Source organism: Gordonia jinhuaensis (assembly GCF_014639795.1).
In the GTDB taxonomy this organism is placed as follows: Bacteria; Actinomycetota; Actinomycetes; order Mycobacteriales; family Mycobacteriaceae; genus Gordonia_B; species Gordonia_B jinhuaensis.
Window position 1 is genome coordinate 75,510 of the sequence record NZ_BMGC01000009.1, and the last position, 16,758, is coordinate 92,267.

The following is a 16,758-nucleotide window of genomic DNA, read 5'->3' on the forward strand; positions in this document are numbered from 1 at the left end:
TCCTGCGCTCGCGTCCCGCACCTGACCGGAAGACGATCCTCATCACCGGTGCCAGTTCCGGCCTCGGCGAAGGGATGGCACGCGCCTACGCCGCACGGGGGAAGTCGCTGGCGCTGTGTGCGCGCCGGCTCGACCGCCTGCAGGCGCTGGCCGACGAGCTGGAGCCGACGGCGGCGACGGTGGCCGTCGCCCCGCTCGACGTAACCGATACCGACGCTGTCGCAGCCGTATTCGCCGATCTCGACGCACAGCTCGGTGGACTCGACCGGGTGATCGTCAACGCCGGACTGGGCAAGGGTGCACCGTTGGGAACCGGTAAGCCGCACGCGAATCTGGCGACCGCCACCACGAATTTCATCGGTGCGCTCGCTCAGGCCGAGGCCGCGCTGGCGTTGTTCCGCGAACGTGGAGCAGGCCATCTCGTGCTCGTCAGCTCGATGAGTGCTGTCCACGGCCTGCCCAAGGCGCAGGCGGCGTATTCGGCGTCCAAAGCCGGGGTCAGCGCGCTCGGACAGGGGCTGGCGGTCGAGTTCGCCCGCAGTCCGATCACCATCAGCGTGGTGCTGCCCGGCTACATCGCCACCGACATCAACGCCGGCGTGACGACGACGATGATGACCGACTACGACACCGGGGTGGCGGCGATGGTCGAGGCCATCGACAGCGAACGTGAACGCGTCGTGGTCCCCACCTGGCCGTGGGCGGTGGTCGACAAGGCATTGCGGTTTCTGCCCGAACCGGTGGTGCGACGCCTGATCTGAATCCGGTGCCGGTTCACCACGGTGTCGGGGTCAGCCCCCACTGCTTGGCGCAGTGTTCGATCACGTTCGCCAGATCGGTGGCATCGACCACCTGCACATCGGGGGCGCAGAAGGCGACCGTCACCACTGATCCGTTTCGGATCATCCAGGCCCGCAACGACATCCGGGTCTGATCGGCCGTCGCTGCGGTCAGCTGCGGGTAGACGGCGCGTACGGCGATACGGGAGAAGAGCGACGCCGCGCGGCCCCCGGTCAGGGCGTCGGGGCTGAACGCGTCCGCATCGGAGTGCAGAACGCTCGCCAGTGCGTCACCGGCGCCGGGGTCGGGGATGAGCCGGTGGGCGATCCGGTCGCCGACGAGGTGCAGCAGTTGCGGCGGCATACCCGCGGGCGGTCCGAACGCCGGCGACCGGTGGGTCCGGTGCGCGGCCGGATCGCCGGTGAGGCACTCGCGTGCGTCGCGGAGCTGCCGTTCGATGGAGGTGAGGTCGGCGGAGGGGGGACGGGGGGTACGCACCACGGCCGCCGAGAGAGCCTCCGAGCGGGCGTCACGACAGCTGGCACGCATGCCCCCGTCTGCCGGTGATGCCATATCCCTGCGCGGCCCGTGTGCGTCGGCGCGCCGGGCGATCGGTATCGCGACCTCGACGTCGTCGGTCTCGCGCAGCACGCCGGCCGCACAGCCCGCGATCGCGGCGAGTAAGGCGGTCGACGAGCCCCCGTGACGTGTGGCCGCCTCGTCCCAGTCGGCGACGTCGAAATCCACGATCTGCGTCGGCTCACGCCATCCGGCCCGGCCGGGCGCAGACCTGGTCGGCCCGTCCCGCAGCGGCACCGCACGAGAAGGCAATGCCGACAACAGTTCTCGACGGACGTGGCGGTCGGTGACGCCACGGACGATCGTCCGTGCGACCCGACCCAGCGCGGCGAGCTGGGACAGTGCGTCGGTGACATCGTCGGCGACACCGGGAGCCGCCGGCCCGCGCGCACCGGATCCCTGCGTGATCGATTCCTGTGCGCTCGGTCCTGGTGTGGTCGACTCATGCAGAGCGGCCGCGGCCAGGTCGAGCATGGTGCGCCCGTCGGCGACCAGATGTGAACAGACCAGACTGATCGTGGTCGCCCCGCCGGTCTCGTAGGCCAGCGACAGTTCCCAGACGGGCCCCTCGTCGACGTCGATGGGCCGGCGAGCCATTCGGTCGGCCCAGTTGAGGACGTCGTCGATCTCGCCCGGTTCGCGATGAATCGGCGCGACACGGGTCGTCGTCACGAAGTACCTGCGCGCGAACGGGATCCGCGCCCTGCGCACCACCCGGTTCAGCGGACCTGCCGCGAGGGCGGCGTGGGCCCGGACCAACGCCGCCACCGGGATGTGTGCGTCGATCCGCCAGATTCCCTGCATCACCACGGTCGGTCCGAGACCGTGATGGGTGCGCCAGAACATGTCGTCGACAACACCGAGCCGTGCGACGTGCGTTTCGCTCATCGCGACCAGATGCCGTCGTCGAGGATCACGGAGTGCGGCCCCGCTGCTTGCGGTACCAGCGCACCAGCGCATCGGTGGACGAGTCGCTCTGTGCGGCAGGGGAATCCGCAGAAGTGATGACCGAGAGCAGTTCCTTGGCCTGACTCTTGCCGAGCTGCACACCCCACTGGTCGAAGGAGTTGATACCCCAGATCGCACCCGCGACGAACACCTGGTGTTCGTAGAGCGCGATCAGCTGGCCGACCACCGACGGGGTGAGCTCGTGAGACATGATGGAGGTCGACGGCCGGTTGCCCGGCATCACCTGATGGGGCACCAGTCGTTCTTCGACTCCCTCGGCAGCGACCTCCTCGGCGGTCTTGCCGAACGCCAGCACCTTCGTCTGCGCGAAGTAGTTGCTCATCAGTAGATCGTGCATCGACCCGTCGCTCTGCGCCGTGAGCGGATCGTCGGATGCCGACAGCACGGGTAGATCGTCTGTCGCAGTGGCAAATCCGATGAAATCCGAGGGGATCATGCGGGTGCCCTGATGCAGCAGCTGGTAGAAGGCGTGCTGGCCGTTGGTCCCCGGCTCACCCCAGAACACCTCGCCGGTGTCGGCGGTCACGTGATCGCCGGACTTGGTCACGCTCTTGCCGTTGGACTCCATCGTCAGCTGCTGGAGATAGGCCGAGAAGCGGCTCATGTCATTGGAATAGGGGAGTACCACCCGGGAGGCGACATTCCAGAAGTTGTCGTACCACAGGCCGATGAGCCCGAGCAGGACCGGCGCGTTGGCCTCGAGCGGTGCAGTGCGGAAGTGGTCGTCGACGATGTGGAAACCGGCGAGGAACTCGCCGAAAGCTTCCTTGCCGATGGCGGCCATCACCGACAGGCCGATCGCTGAATCCACCGAGTAGCGTCCGCCCACCCAGTCCCAGAACTCGAACATGTTGGCGGTGTCGATGCCGAACTCCGACACCTTCTCGGCGTTGGTGCTCACTGCCACAAAATGTTTGGAGACCGCATCATCGCTTCCGAGTGCCTTCACCAGCCACTGACGGGCGGCCGAGGCGTTGGTGATGGTCTCGAGTGTGGTGAAGGTCTTCGACGCGACGATGAACAGTGTGGTCTCCGGATCGAGGCCGTCGAGTGTGGCCACGAGATCGGCCGGGTCGACGTTGGAGACGAAACGGCAGTGGATTGAGCCGGTGACGTAGTGGCGCAGCGCCTGATAGACCATCGCCGGGCCGAGGTCGGAGCCGCCGATGCCGATGTTGATGACCGTCTCGATGGGTTTGCCGGTGTAGCCCTTCCACTCGCCACTGCGCAGCGCGTCGGTGAAAGCCCCCATCCTGTCGAGGACTTCGTGGACGTCGCCGACCACATCCTGACCGTCGACCGACAGTGTGGCGTCGGCGGGCAGGCGCAGTGCGGTGTGCAGCACGGCGCGATCCTCGGTGTTGTTGATGTGCTCGCCGGCGAACATTGCGTCGCGTTTGCCCTCGACGTCGGCCGCACGAGCGAGATCAACGAGTTTGGTGAGCGTTTCGCGAAGGACGCGCTGTTTGGAGTAATCGATGTGCAGATCTCCGACATCGACGGTCAGTTCGTCGCCACGATTCGGGTCCTCTGCGAACACATCTCGCAGATGAAGTGCTGCCACCTCGGGCTGATGTTCGGCGAGTGCCTGCCATTGCGCGGTGGCGGTGATGTCGAATTCCTGATTCTTGTCGCGATTTCCGTCTGCCATCGTCGATCTCCGACCTCTCGTCGTCGCATCAGTGGACGGCCGTGACGAGGCCGCCCCGCTCCTCACGAGCCTAGCCCGAGGAACAGTCGCTCAGCACGGGATCTTCGCTGGCGCCGGACTTATCACAGTCGGCCGACTTGTCGTCTTCGAGCCGGGTCGCGGCAGATGTCCGCTCGGTGACTCAGCGCCCGAGCGGGCCGCGCCCCAGGCGCAGCAGCAGCATCGCCAGGGTGTGACCCTCCTGGCCGAGGTCGGAGAAACGCTCGAGCACCTTGACCTCTCGGCTGTGCACCAGACGTGGGCCACCGGAGGCCATCCGGGTACGACCGATCTTCTTCGACACCGCACTGCGCTGTTTGATGGCGGCGAGGATCAGCGCGTCCATACGGTCGATCTCCCGTCGTAGTACCTCGATGTCGTCGGGAAGTGCGTCCACATCGACGTCGAGACCATAGGCATGCGGTTCGAACGGCGATCCGGCGCCAGGGCGATCATCGGAGGTGCTCACCGAGGTGATTTTGCCACGCACCGACGTCCCTGATCGCACTCGGTGCGTGATGGACACGCGTGGGCGCCGCGTCCGGGAAGCACACGGGTCGATCCGTGTGCCCAGGCGTGTGACGTGCGGGGTGTTGACCCACGGCTGGTAAGAACAGGGCATGCGTGCGGTTTCGCGGGAGCGCAGGCCCGTACACGACTCGTCGTCTTCTGTCGTCACATCCGGGCGACGTGCGAGTCGCGAGGGTCTAGCAGGTGGCGCGAGTACGTGGTGGTCGTCGGATCGGTGGGCGCGTCCGCTGCTGATTGTCGGCGCGGTGGCGCTGGTGGTCCACCTGGCCCTGCGGATCTGGCTTCTCACCCGGGGCAACTTCTACTGGGATGATCTGGTGCTGGTGGGGCGCGCCTCCACGCATTCGCTCTGGTCGTGGTCGTATCTCGGACATGACCACGACGGGCACTTCATGCCCGCGGCCTTCCTCGTGGCCGGTGTGTGCACCCAACTGGCCCCGCTGAGCTGGCCACTCGCCGCGACGAGCCTGCTGATCGGGCAACTGGTCGCCGCCGTGGCGGTGGCGCGGATGCTGGTGGTGATCGCGGGTCGGGTCTGCCCGGCGGTGCTGGCCGCGTGGCTGTTCTTTCTGTTCACGCCGATGACGGTGCCCGCATTCGCCTGGTGGGCGGCCGGGATCAACAGTCTGCCGATGCAGGCCGGCCTGGCCTGGATCATCGCCGATGCGGTGCTGGTGGCGCGCGGACGACGAACCGCCACCCCGTGGATGATCGTCCGCAGCGTGGCGATCCTGCTGGTGGCCTGCGCATTCTTCGAGAAGTCGATGCTGATCGTGCCGGCCGCCATCGCGTTCGCGGTGCTGGCAACCCCCGACCGGCGGGCCGCGGTGCGACGGTCGATGCGACTGTGGTTCGCGCTGGTGGCCGCCGCGGTGGTGTGGGGCGTGATCTACCTGGTGGCCGCCGGCTCGTCGGCGGGCTGGCATCCCGGTGCCGACCATTCGCCTCGTCAGACGGTGCTGCTGCTGTGGCGCACGATCACCCATGCGGTGGCTCCGGCGATGGTCGGGGGACCCTGGCGCTGGGATCGGTGGAACCCGAGCCCGCCGATGGGATTCGCACCGACGGCGATGATCGTGCTCGGGGTGCTCGTCCTGCTCGTGATCGGCGTCTACGCGCTGAGTAGACGCGGCGGTGCGGCGGTGCTCGTGGTGACGCTGGTCTACTTCGTGTGTTCCCAGGTGCCGCCGCTGTGGAATCGCAGCGGACCCGACACCGCACTCGAACTCGCCCAGACATTGCGGTATCTGCCCGACGTCGCGGTGGTCGCGGCCGCGGCGCTGGTGCTGATCCTGATATCCCCGCCGCGAACGGGTCAGGCAGGGAATGCCCCGGTGCCCACCGCCAATGCCCGTGTGGCCACCGCTTCGGTGGGTGAGGTCCGCGGAGCCGGGCGGCGCACTGACGTCGGTGCGATCCTGTCCTCGCCTGCCGCACGCGTGGGTGCGGGTGTGGCTGCACTCGTGCTGGTGGCCTCGTCCGTGGTCGGCACCGTGGGGTTCACCCGGGCCTGGCATGACAACCCCACCGGCGCCTATCTGTCGCAGGCACGCACCTCGCTCGCCGAGAACGCCTCGGTGCCGATGTTCGACCAGCCCCTCCCGCTGGAGGTGCTGTTGCCGATCGCCTACCCCGACAACCAGATCTCGCATGTGTTCGGCCTGGTGAGGGATCGTCCGGTCATCACCGATCACGCCGACCGTCTGCAGGTACTCGACCCGAGCGGGCGGATGGTCCCCGGGGCCATCACACCCGCGCGGTCCTTCAGCCAGGGGCGTGGGCGCTGCGACCGCCCCGAGGTCACCGGTCCATCGACGATCGCACTCGACGGTCCGCTGGCCCGCTGGACCTGGACGGCGCAGATCCCGTATTGCGCCACCGCCGACGGACGGGTCGAGGTGCGTATCGGCGACTCCGACCCGGTGGTGGTGCCGGTGCGAGCCGGTCTGCATCCGGTGTGGGTGCAGGCCACCGGGGCCGGAGGGTCGATTCGGCTGCGACCGCTGACCCCGGGGCTGTCGCTGCACATCGGCTCCGGACGGGTAGGCGAGGTCGTGATGGCCTCGCTGCTGCACTGATCCCGCTGCTGCACGGACCTCACTGCCCGGGCCCGCCAGTCCGGGGTGCGGCCGGACCACGCCTCCTGGCGAGATCTGTCGGTACGCGCGGGTAACGTTGGTCGGCGATGAAGACCCCCAATCCCGCCCTGCCCGGACTCGCACGCGGCAATCTCGGACCCGAAGAACTCGGCACCGCCACGCTGTCGCCGCGCGGTGCCGCACTGCTCGACGGGCTCAACCCGCCGCAGCGCGCCGCCGTACTGCATTCCGGATCGCCGCTGCTGATCGTGGCGGGCGCCGGTTCGGGCAAGACGAGCGTGCTCACCAGGCGGATCGCGTTCCTGCTCGCCGAGCGCGGCGTGGCACCGGGGGAGATCCTGGCGATCACGTTCACCAACAAGGCCGCGGCCGAGATGCGCGAGCGGGTGTCTGCACTGGTCGGGCCGGCTGCCACGCGGATGTGGGTCTCGACCTTCCACTCCACCTGCGTGCGGATCCTGCGTGCCCAGTCGGGGTTGCTGGGCAATCGCAACTCCAACTTCTCGATCTACGATTCCGACGATTCGCGGCGGCTGCTGTCGATGATCGTGCGCGATCTCGAACTCGACCCCAAGAAGTTCAGTGCGCGCGGTGTGGCGGTGGAGGTGTCCAACCTCAAGAACGAACTCATCACCCCCGAGCAGGCGACGGCCGACGCCGAGGGCGCAGACCAGATGCAGATCACCCTCGCGCGTATCTATGCTCAGTACCAGCAGCGACTCAGGGCGGCCAACGCCTTCGACTTCGACGATCTGATCGGCGAGACGGTCGCGCTGTTGCAGTCGCATCCGCAGGTCGCCGAGTATTACCGTCGTCGCTTCCGCCACGTGCTCGTCGACGAGTACCAGGACACCAACCACGCCCAGTACGTGCTGGTGCGCGAGCTGGTGGGCACCGATGCCGACGCCGGGTCGGTGTCCCCGTCGGAGCTGTGTGTGGTCGGTGACGCCGACCAGTCGATCTACGCCTTCCGTGGCGCCACCATCCGCAACATCGAGGAATTCGAGCGTGATTTCCCCGACGCCGAGACCATTCTCCTCGAACAGAACTACCGGTCCACCCAGACCATCCTGTCGGCGGCCAACGCCGTCATCGCCCGCAACTCCGGTCGCCGCGACAAGCGGCTGTGGACCGATGCCGGCGACGGCGAGCTGATCGTCGGCTATGTCGCCGACAACGAACACGACGAGGCCTCCTTCATCGGTGGTGAGATCGATTCCCTCACCGACACAGGCGAGTTCACCTATTCCGATGTGGCGGTGTTCTACCGGACCAACAACGGTTCGCGTGCCATCGAGGAGATGTTCATCCGGCTCGGGGTGCCCTACCGGGTGGTCGGCGGTGTGCGGTTCTACGAACGCAAAGAGGTGCGCGACATTGTCGCCTACCTGCGCGTGGTGGCCAACCCCGACGATTCGGTGAGTCTGCGCCGCATCCTCAACACCCCGCGCCGCGGTATCGGTGATCGCGCCGAGGCGTGTGTCGCGGTACACGCCGAGAATGCCGGCGTCAGCTTCTACCAGGCGTTACGTGACGGCGCAGAGGGCAAGGTGGCGCTGCTCAACACCCGTGCGGTGAAACAGATCTCGGCATTCGTGACGATGATCGAGGGACTGCGCAGCGACTTCGTCGAAACCTTCGGTGCCGCAGCCGACGACGCCACCGATGTCGCGACCGTGGATGCCGGCGTCGAGTCGGCCGATCTCGGCGATCTCGTCGAGGCGATCGTCGAACGGTCCGGCTACCGCGATGAACTCGAGGGGTCCAACGACCCGCAGGACGGCACCCGCCTGGACAACCTGAACGAATTGATCTCGGTGGCAAGGGAATTCAGTGCCGACGCGGCTGCGATCCCCGAGGACGAGCGACCCGATCCCGACGACGGCGAACCGGAGCCCGGCTCGTTGGCGGCATTCCTCGAACGCGTCTCACTGGTCGCCGATGCCGATCAGGTGCCCGACGATTCCGAGGGGCTGGTGACCCTCATGACGCTGCACACGGCCAAGGGCCTGGAGTTCCCGGTGGTGTTCGTGACGGGCTGGGAAGACGGTCAGTTCCCGCATATGCGTGCACTCGGGGACCCGGCCGAACTCAGTGAGGAGCGGCGGCTCGCCTACGTCGGCATCACCCGCGCCCGCAAACGTCTCTATCTCACTCGGTCGATGGTTCGCTCGGCCTGGGGGCAGCCGGTGGCGAACCCCGAATCGCGGTTCCTGCAAGAGATCCCGCAGCATCTGATCGACTGGCGGCGCACCGAGCCGCAGCGCGGTCATTCCGGCGGCAGTCGGGGGATCTTCGGTCGCGAGGGTCGGGAGAAGTCGGGTTCGGGTCCCGGGCCGGGGCGGTCGAATTACTCCGCGGATCCCACGCGCGGGCGCAACAAGCACGTCGAGCTCGCTGTGGGCGATCTGGTCACTCATCCCAAGTACGGGATGGGCAAGGTCGTGGGCAAGGAGGGTGCCGGTCCCACCGAGCGGGTGAGTTTCGACTTCGGCTCGGCCGGTCGGGTCACGTTGATGACCCTCGGAGGGCTCCCGGTCGAGAAGCTCTGAGGTCGCACGCCAACCCACTGGTCTGCGAGTGCGGGTGTGGATCGTCCGCTGACCATCTCCCCGAGATCCGTGTCCGGGCTCACCGCGGGCCGCAAGATCAGCGATGTGGCGGATGTTCGGACGGATTCAATGCTCCACGATGTGGATCGGGTCGGACAACCGGCCGCTCGCGCGTGCGGGCGGCCCGCATGATCAGGAGCATTCAGATGGTGAAACCTACGCGACGGATATCGATCGTCCTCGGGGGAGTGGCGATCGCATTGCTGTCCACGGCGCCGATTGCCTCTGCCGATCACGTCAACGTGCCCAAGCCGCCCACCCCGCCGTGGAGCCGCACTGCCGACGGGCTCACCTACTGCTTTGTCGGTCATTGCGAGAGCTGGGACAAGCTCAACAACTATGTGTGCCAGACCGGAGTGCCCACCGGCCCGGTGTGCGACGTGATCATGGCGGCGGTACGCGCTCTGCCGCCGGTCGATGTGGGAAATTTCGTTCCGCACAACATCATCCCGTGATGTGGTGAGCGACGGGCACTGCGCGGAGATGTCGCCTGATTGCCTGATCGCGTGATCGCATTCGGCCCGCCCCGTACAGACGGGGCGGGCCGATTCGCGATGAGTGGGCTCAGGACAGGTTGTAGGTGGCGTTGACGTTGGGGAATCCGCTGCTGATGTTGGCGTCGATGAAGTAGTGATCGCCCACACCCGACATCGCGTAGTTGACGTTGCCCGCCATGTTCTCCAACTCGTAGGTGGCAACGGGTCCCGTCAGGCCGACCCGGTAGTTGACGAAGGTGGTCATCGCCGGTGCATTCGGTGCAACGGCCACCACGGTCTCCGAGGCGCCCGGTGCTAGGACCTGTTGCGGTGCGTCGACCCAGTGTCCGGCTCCCGGGGTGGCGCCGGTCAGAAACTCGTAGTGGTTGCTGTGATTGGTGATGGTCATCGCGGTGGTCGGTTCACCGGGATGGGTGACCGGCAGAGTGCCGGCGTTGGCCATTCCGGCTCCGGTCGCGGCGAGGCCGGCGGCCACCGCCAGGCCGGCGACACCGGCGACTGCGCGCTTGCGGGTGATCTTCGAGGTGACGTTCATGGCAGTGCTCCCTGTGAGTTCGTCCGGCCCGAGGTCGGAGCTTGTTGGTGACACCCAGAACTCTGCCGGTGAGACGCCCCGCGCGGATTCCGCTGTCCGGCGGATCGTGTGGATGACTGCGGGGTCCCCCGATCGGGGGAAAAACGCGAAAAAACGACTATGCTCGCGCGGGTGGAGGCGGCGTACGACGGCCAGGACATCGTGGCCTCGCGCGCCGAGGTCGAGGGCCTGTTGCGGCGCGAACTGATAGGCGGCCTCGTCGACGGCGAGCGTCGCGGAGGCAGTCTGTATGTCGGTGGACCGCCGGGAATCGGCAAGACGCATGTGATCGGCTCGATTCTCGACCAGCTCGAGGCCTCGAGTGGGGATGACGTCGTCGTACTGCGCGCGAGCGGCGATGACGGCCGCGGCGACCGCGCATTCGGGGTCATCGCCGAACTCGCCGGCGAGATCCCCGCCGGTGCGCATCCCGCCGAAGTGCTCCTCGACAGCATCGCCGGGTTCGCTTCGGTGAGATCGGTCGCGGTGTGGATCGACGATGCGCACCACGCCGACGGGGCGAGTCTGCGCGTGGTGCAACGACTCATTCGGATGGCGCGTGCGCTGCCCCTGCTCGTGGTGGTCAGCGGCACGATCGCCGGGTATCTGCGGACTCCGGCCCCGATCGTCGATCAGGTCGACCGCGTGAGGCACCTGCCGGCGATGGACGGGCCGGCGGCGCGTCAGGTGGTCGTCGAACACACCGGGCGTCTCCCCGGACCGGGATTGGCCACCGCGCTGTGCGATGGCACCGGAAATCCCGGCTTCATCATCGACATTCTCCGCTGCCTCGACGAGACTGGCCAGCTCGCCGACGGTCCGGCGGGCACCGTCGATCTCGCGAACGGAGGTCTGCAGCGCACCGACGAGCTCGACCGTGTGGTGCGCGTTCACTTCGAGGACTTCGACGGTTTGGGCCGGGCCGTCCTCGCGGCGCTCGCGGTGTGCGCAACGAGCGTGGAGATCGGTGTGCTGTCGGAGATCCTGTTCACCGACGAGGTGGATCTGGACGCGGCGCTCGACAGCGTCCTCGCATCCGGGTTCGTCCGTCACATGCGTGGCGGGCGGTTGGACTTCGCCCTCGAGGTGTACCGCGAGATCGTCTATGACGCAATCGATCCCGACTCACGTCGGATGGCCCACCAGCGTGTTGCGCATGTGGCTGCCCGGCGCGGACTCGCATCCGTGGACGTGGCACATCATCTGCTGCGGGGTCGCAGCGCCGACATGGACGCCGCAGTCATCCGGCATCTGCGCGCTGCGGCGGCCGACACCGAGCACTACGTCGGCGCGGCGTTGCCGGCCGGGTCCGCTGATGCAGATGTCGACTATCCCGGTGCGGGCGTCGATCCGGACGGGAAGAGTGACGATCTGCTGCGACGCGTGCACCGTCTTGTGGGCTCCGGACGCGCGCCGGCCGCCGAGGAGCTGATCTGTGACCGGATGCGCACCGTCACCGAGTGGTCGGTGGCCGCGGAGCTGCAACTGGTACTGGTGGACCAGCTGATCAACCGTGCCCAGACCCATGCGGCTGCCGCGCTGATCGAACGGCTGGCCGACCTCGATCTCCCCGGTGACGTCGATGAGCGGCTCACTCTCGCCCGACTGCGATTGACGTTGCTGTCGGGGCAGTTCCCCTCGACCACCGAACTGGCGCACATCGCGGCGACCGCCGCCACGGCCGGCTGGACGAGCGTTATCCAGATGTGTCGCGTACTGGTCGCGACGCGGCTGGTGGCAGCCGGGGCTCCCACGGCCGGAATGCGGGAACTCTCGCCGACGGCGGCGCCGGACGTCACCGATCTCACCTGGGCCGGAAGCGTCACGTGTGCGCTGGCGACGCTGCAGCGTGACGGACCGCGGGCCGCGCGGCGGCTGGTGACGCAGATCCGGCAACACAATTGCGACGACCGGCGCTGGGCCGATCCCTACATCGGGATGATGTCGGCGGTGATCGCCGTGGTCGAGGCGACGTGGGACGATGCCGTTGCCGAGAGCGACACCGCGATCGAGCTGGCCGATGACGTCGGTAGCGGCTGGATCTCCGCCGCGGTGGGATACCGGGCCTATATCGCTGCACATCGGGGTGACACCGTTTCGGCGCGGGCAACGCTCGATGCCTTCCGGCACCGCAGACTGCCGCTGCATCTCGCCCGCGATGTGCCGGGGGTGGCCGAGGTCGCGCTCCTGACCGCAGAAGGCGCCACCGACGAGGCGCTGAGCCTGACGCGATCGTTGTGGTCGGCGTCGCGGTTGTCGCCGGGACTCGGTTTGTTCGACCACGCAACGGAGTTGATGCGGGTCGCACTGCAGGTGGGCGACCGCCGTCTCGCCGAACAGATCGGTGCCGATGTCGCCGCCGGGATGGACGCCGCAGCGTCTGCGGACAGCGTGGCCGAGCCGACCGTTCGATTGTGTGCCACGGCTGCCCATGCGCGAGGACTGCTGTGCGCCGATCCGACGGCGCTCGCCGAAGCTGCAGGACTGTTCGAGTCCGCCGGATTCCGATGGCAGCAGGCGCAGGCACTGGAAGAATTGGCTTGTGTGGCAGCGACATCCGGAGATCGGGACAGCGCGCTGTCGGCAGCCGACGGGGCTATGGCGATCTACGCGGTCAACGGTGCGCGTGTCGACATCGACCGCCTGTCGGCACGTCTGCGCACCCTTGGACTGCGTCGCGGCCCCCGCGACGTGCGCCGCGCTCGCGACGGTCGTGGCGACCGTCTCACCGCAACGGAACTACGTGTGGCGATGCTCGTCCGGGAGGGTATGACCAATCGGGAGATCGGCGCGCGAATGTACATCTCGCCGCGCACGGTGCAGACGCACGTCTCGCACATACTCGCCAAGACCGGTCTGCGATCGCGCGTGGAGGTGGCCGCCAGTTCGCCGGACCGGTGGGCTACCCCGATCGGGGGACACCACGTCGACCGATGAATCGGCGAGATGGCTGATGTGTTGATCTCGCGATCTCCCTAGCGTGGTGCACGGACGGTGAGATGGTCGCCGCCACCATCGACCCACGGAGATCACGATGTTCGCGCCACGGCCCACCGACACGCATTCGATGTCGGGCGACGGGACTGGCGAGCGACTGCTTCTCACCGCACTCACCTCCACGATGGTGCTGCTGGTTCTCGACTCGAGCATCGTCGGAGTGATGCTGCCGAGCATCGAGCGCGACATGCACATGTCGGCGACCGAGTCGTCGTGGGTTGTCTCGGTCTATCTGCTCACCCTCGCGGTCTTTCTCCCGTTCGGCGGCGGGCTCGCCGACGCGTGGGGAGCGGTGCGGGTCTTTCGGGTCGGGATGGCCGGGTTCATCGCGGCGTCGGCGGCGGTCGCTCTGGCACCGGACGTCGAGATCGTGATCGCGGCGCGCGCGGTGGCGGGCATCTCGGGCGCGCTGTTGATGCCCGCGACGCTCAGCCTGCTGACGAGTGGCATCGCGAAGGCGCGTCGAGCCGGCGCGATGGCCGTCTACACCGGTGTCGGCCAGGGCTTCGCACTCGTGGGACCAGCCGTGGGAGGTCTGTGTGCACAATTCATCGGTTGGCGGTGGGGGTTTCTCGTCAACGTGCCGGTCGGTCTGGCGGGCATGTACCTGATCCACCTCGCCGCACCGCGGAATCTGCGCACACCGGTACAGACCTGGGACGTGCGCGGCATGGTGTTGCTGTCGGCCGGCCTGGGGATGCTGGCGACCGCACTCATCGAACTGCCCGACTGGGGTTGGCAGTCAACGGCGTTCGCAGCAACCGTGTGTGCGGGATCGATTGCCCTTGCCGCCTTCGTCGTGCTCGCGCGCCGTACGAGTGAACCGATCCTCGACATCGGTCTGTTTCGCCGGATGACGTTCGCCACCAACACCATCGTGCTGGCTGCGCTGGGCTTCGCTATGACCGTGGCATCGGTGTATGGCGCAGTCGCACTGCAGAATTCGCTGCATCTTCGACCAGCCGCCGCGGGTCTGAGCCTGTTGCCGCTGGTGATCCCGCTGCTGGTCGCCACCAAGCTGATCGGCGCTCGCTACGAGCGGTTCGGGTTACGGCGTGTGGTGGTCGGCGGCAGCGTCATCCTCGCGGTGGGACTGTGCGTGGCCGCCGCCGGATTCGCGGCCGCGTCCTTGGTCGTCGTGAGCATCGGGATGGTCTGCGCGGGAACCGGGATGGGCGCGATCCTGAGTCCGCTCAATGCGGCGACGATCGCCACCGTCCCCGATGACCGCAGCGGTCAGGCATCCGGTGTGATGACCACATGTCGCCAACTCGGCGGCGTTCTGGGTCTCGGCGTGTTCGCCGCCGTCGTCGGCACCGCACACGGCGGCGCCGCGACCGCAGTGGGTTTCGCTCTCACCGCCGGGGTGATGGTCCTTGCCGCCGTGATCGCGGCGGTCGGGCTGCCGCGGTGCGGTAGTCAACAGCATTCACCGATCCAAGGAGTTCGATGTCAGTCACTGTGAGGTCCCGACGATCCGTCCGACGTGGTGCGCTGGTCGCGATGATGGTGGCCATCCTCGCGTGCGTGACGCCATCTGTGGCCGATGCGCAGCCGTCCTCGGCGCACACCCCGGCACGCTCGGCCGATCGGCACCGTCGGCTGATCCGTTCTACACGCCGCCCGCCGGTTTCGGCAGTACGCGCCCGGGCACCGTGCTGCGCACGCGGACGGTGACCATCGCGTTCGCCGGTGTGCCGACACCGGTTCGTGCGACCCAGGCGCTCTACCGGACGACCGATCAGCACGGCTCGCCGACCGCGACCGTCACCACCATCCTCCGGCCGTCCGACAGCGCTCCGGTGCGTGACATCGTCAGCTATCAGATCGCCTACGACGGACTCGGTGGCGTATGCGATCCGTCGTACACGCTGCGCGGCAACGGCGTTTCACCTCTCACCACCGCAGAAGAGCTGAGCATCGGGTCGTATCTGGCAGCCGGGCACACGGTGGTGACATCGGACTACGAGGGACCCGACCTGGCGTGGACGGTCGGCAGACAGTCCGGGTACGCAGCACTCGACGGAATCCGGGCCGCAGAGTCGGTCCTTCGCGTCTCGTCGTCCACGTCGGTCGGTTTGGTCGGTTATTCGGGCGGTTCGGTGCCCACCCAGTACGCCGCTGAACTCGCGTCTACGTATGCGCCCGAATTGCACCTCGTCGGTGCCGCGGCCGGCGGGCTCCCGGTCGAGCTCGCTCACAATCTGACCTATGTGAGTGGGACCCAGGACTGGTCGTCGGCGATACCGGCCATCGTCGTCGGCTATGAGCGCGCCTACCACCTCCCGGTGAACGATTTCCTGTCGGCTCGCGGCATGCAGACCACCTCCGAGATCCAGACTCGTTGTATTGCAGACTTTCTCGGTCAGTTCCCGGGGCTCACCGACGCCGAGATGGTGCGCGCGCCCTTCCAGTCACTCAAAGATGTGCCGTCGGTGGCCGCGGCGCTGAACGACAACATCATGGGAGCGGCCGGAACGCCGCGTGTTCCGATGCTGCTGGGCATCGGACAGTCGGACCAGACGGGTGATGGCGTGATGATCACCGCCGATGTGCGTTCACTCGCGGCCGAGTACTGCTCGCGAGGGGTCCGGGTCGACTACATTCGCTACGCGGGACTCAGTCACGGCACTGCCTATCCGGTGTTCGAGACCGACGCCTCGCGGTTCCTGGCGGACAGGTTCGCCGGGCGGCCTACGCGGGTGGACTGCCAGGCCGCTGGGACCACAACCGATCTGGGACCGATCCCGGTACCGGCCGGCTGACGATCGGGACGAGAAGGGGTGCCGATGAACAAACTGGTGACCGTGGTGGTCATCGACGACCATCCCTTCTTCCGCGACGGTCTGTCGCGGGGGCTGGCGGCGACCGGACGGGTGTCGGTGGTCGGGGAGGCCTCCGATGGCCGTTCCGGTGTGGAGACGATCCGCGAGAACTCGCCCGATGTCGCCGTGGTGGATTACCAGATGCCGGGGATGAGCGGAGTCGACGTCGCGCACTCGGTCAGCCGTGACGGTCTGGGCACCAAAGTGCTGTTGTTGTCGGCGATCACCGACGCACCGATCGTGTTCGAGGCACTGCAGTCGGGTGCCTCGGGATATCTGTCGAAGGAATCGGATCGCGATGAGATCGTGCGCGCGGTCATGGCCGTGGCACGTGGTGAGACGGTGATCCCGCCCGAACTCGCCGGCGGCGTCGCCGCGCAGATCCGGGCACACACCGGATCGGATACGCCGGTCCTCAGCGAACGAGAGAGTCAAGTGCTCAACGCATTCGCACGAGGGCTGTCCATCCCCCAGGTGGCGGCCGAACTGTACATCGGGGCGTCGACGGTGAAGACGCACACGCAGCGGCTCTACGAGAAGCTCGGTGTATCCGATCGGGCGGCCGCCGTCGCCGAAGGTATGCGGCGCGGGCTGATCGACTGATC

General features: G+C 67.5%; 12 protein-coding genes. 8 read left to right on the top strand and 4 right to left on the bottom strand.

Annotated elements, in window-relative coordinates:
• Positions 1-2 precede the first annotated feature (2 nt).
• Positions 3-761, top strand: coding sequence for an SDR family oxidoreductase (locus tag IEW22_RS08540; protein ID WP_188586251.1), 759 nt, complete (start codon positions 3-5; stop codon positions 759-761).
• A 13-nt stretch (positions 762-774) separates the two neighbouring features.
• On the opposite strand, the gene IEW22_RS08545 is transcribed toward IEW22_RS08540, so the two are convergent.
• The 3 genes from IEW22_RS08545 to IEW22_RS08555 all read right to left on the bottom strand — a co-directional run bounded on the left by IEW22_RS08545 (position 775) and on the right by IEW22_RS08555 (position 4,487).
• The gene (locus IEW22_RS08545; protein ID WP_188586193.1) at positions 775-2,247 is read right to left on the bottom strand and encodes a hypothetical protein; all 1,473 of its coding nucleotides are present in this window, start codon (positions 2,245-2,247) and stop codon (positions 775-777) included.
• A 25-nt stretch (positions 2,248-2,272) separates the two neighbouring features.
• A complete protein-coding gene (gene pgi / locus IEW22_RS08550) occupies positions 2,273-3,979 on the bottom strand; it encodes a glucose-6-phosphate isomerase (protein ID WP_188586194.1) in 1,707 nt (568 codons plus the stop codon).
• 181 nt (positions 3,980-4,160) lie between these two features.
• The gene (locus tag IEW22_RS08555; RefSeq protein WP_229742313.1) at positions 4,161-4,487 is read right to left on the bottom strand and encodes a chorismate mutase; all 327 of its coding nucleotides are present in this window, start codon (positions 4,485-4,487) and stop codon (positions 4,161-4,163) included.
• A gap of 151 nt (positions 4,488-4,638) precedes the next feature.
• On the opposite strand from IEW22_RS08555, the gene IEW22_RS08560 reads away from it, so the two are divergent.
• The 3 genes from IEW22_RS08560 to IEW22_RS08570 all read left to right on the top strand — a co-directional run bounded on the left by IEW22_RS08560 (position 4,639) and on the right by IEW22_RS08570 (position 9,715).
• Entirely contained in the window at positions 4,639-6,627 is a 1,989-nt protein-coding gene (locus IEW22_RS08560) for a hypothetical protein (protein WP_229742314.1), read from the top strand.
• A gap of 107 nt (positions 6,628-6,734) precedes the next feature.
• A complete protein-coding gene (locus IEW22_RS08565) occupies positions 6,735-9,200 on the top strand; it encodes a UvrD-helicase domain-containing protein (RefSeq protein ID WP_188586196.1) in 2,466 nt (821 codons plus the stop codon).
• A 206-nt stretch (positions 9,201-9,406) separates the two neighbouring features.
• Positions 9,407-9,715 (top strand): hypothetical protein, encoded by a 309-nt coding sequence (locus tag IEW22_RS08570; RefSeq protein WP_188586197.1) that lies wholly within the window; start codon positions 9,407-9,409, stop codon positions 9,713-9,715.
• Between the two features lie 109 nt (positions 9,716-9,824).
• Here IEW22_RS08570 and IEW22_RS08575 read toward each other — a convergent pair whose 3' ends face one another.
• Positions 9,825-10,292, bottom strand: a complete 468-nt coding sequence (locus IEW22_RS08575) for a hypothetical protein (protein WP_188586198.1) — start codon at positions 10,290-10,292, stop codon at positions 9,825-9,827.
• 171 nt (positions 10,293-10,463) lie between these two features.
• On the opposite strand from IEW22_RS08575, the gene IEW22_RS08580 reads away from it, so the two are divergent.
• From IEW22_RS08580 to IEW22_RS08595, 4 genes are all read left to right on the top strand, one after another.
• Positions 10,464-13,268 (top strand): helix-turn-helix transcriptional regulator, encoded by a 2,805-nt coding sequence (locus IEW22_RS08580; protein ID WP_188586199.1) that lies wholly within the window; start codon positions 10,464-10,466, stop codon positions 13,266-13,268.
• A gap of 97 nt (positions 13,269-13,365) precedes the next feature.
• Positions 13,366-14,793 carry an MFS transporter gene (locus IEW22_RS08585; protein WP_188586200.1) on the top strand — a complete coding sequence of 476 codons (1,428 nt, stop codon included), beginning with the start codon at positions 13,366-13,368 and terminating at the stop codon, positions 14,791-14,793.
• 58 nt (positions 14,794-14,851) lie between these two features.
• On the top strand, positions 14,852-16,093 hold the full coding sequence (locus tag IEW22_RS08590) for a lipase family protein (protein WP_188586201.1): 1,242 nt from the start codon (positions 14,852-14,854) through the stop codon (positions 16,091-16,093).
• Between the two features lie 24 nt (positions 16,094-16,117).
• Positions 16,118-16,756, top strand: coding sequence for a response regulator (locus IEW22_RS08595; RefSeq protein ID WP_188586202.1), 639 nt, complete (start codon positions 16,118-16,120; stop codon positions 16,754-16,756).
• The last annotated feature ends 2 nt before the right edge of the window (positions 16,757-16,758 follow it).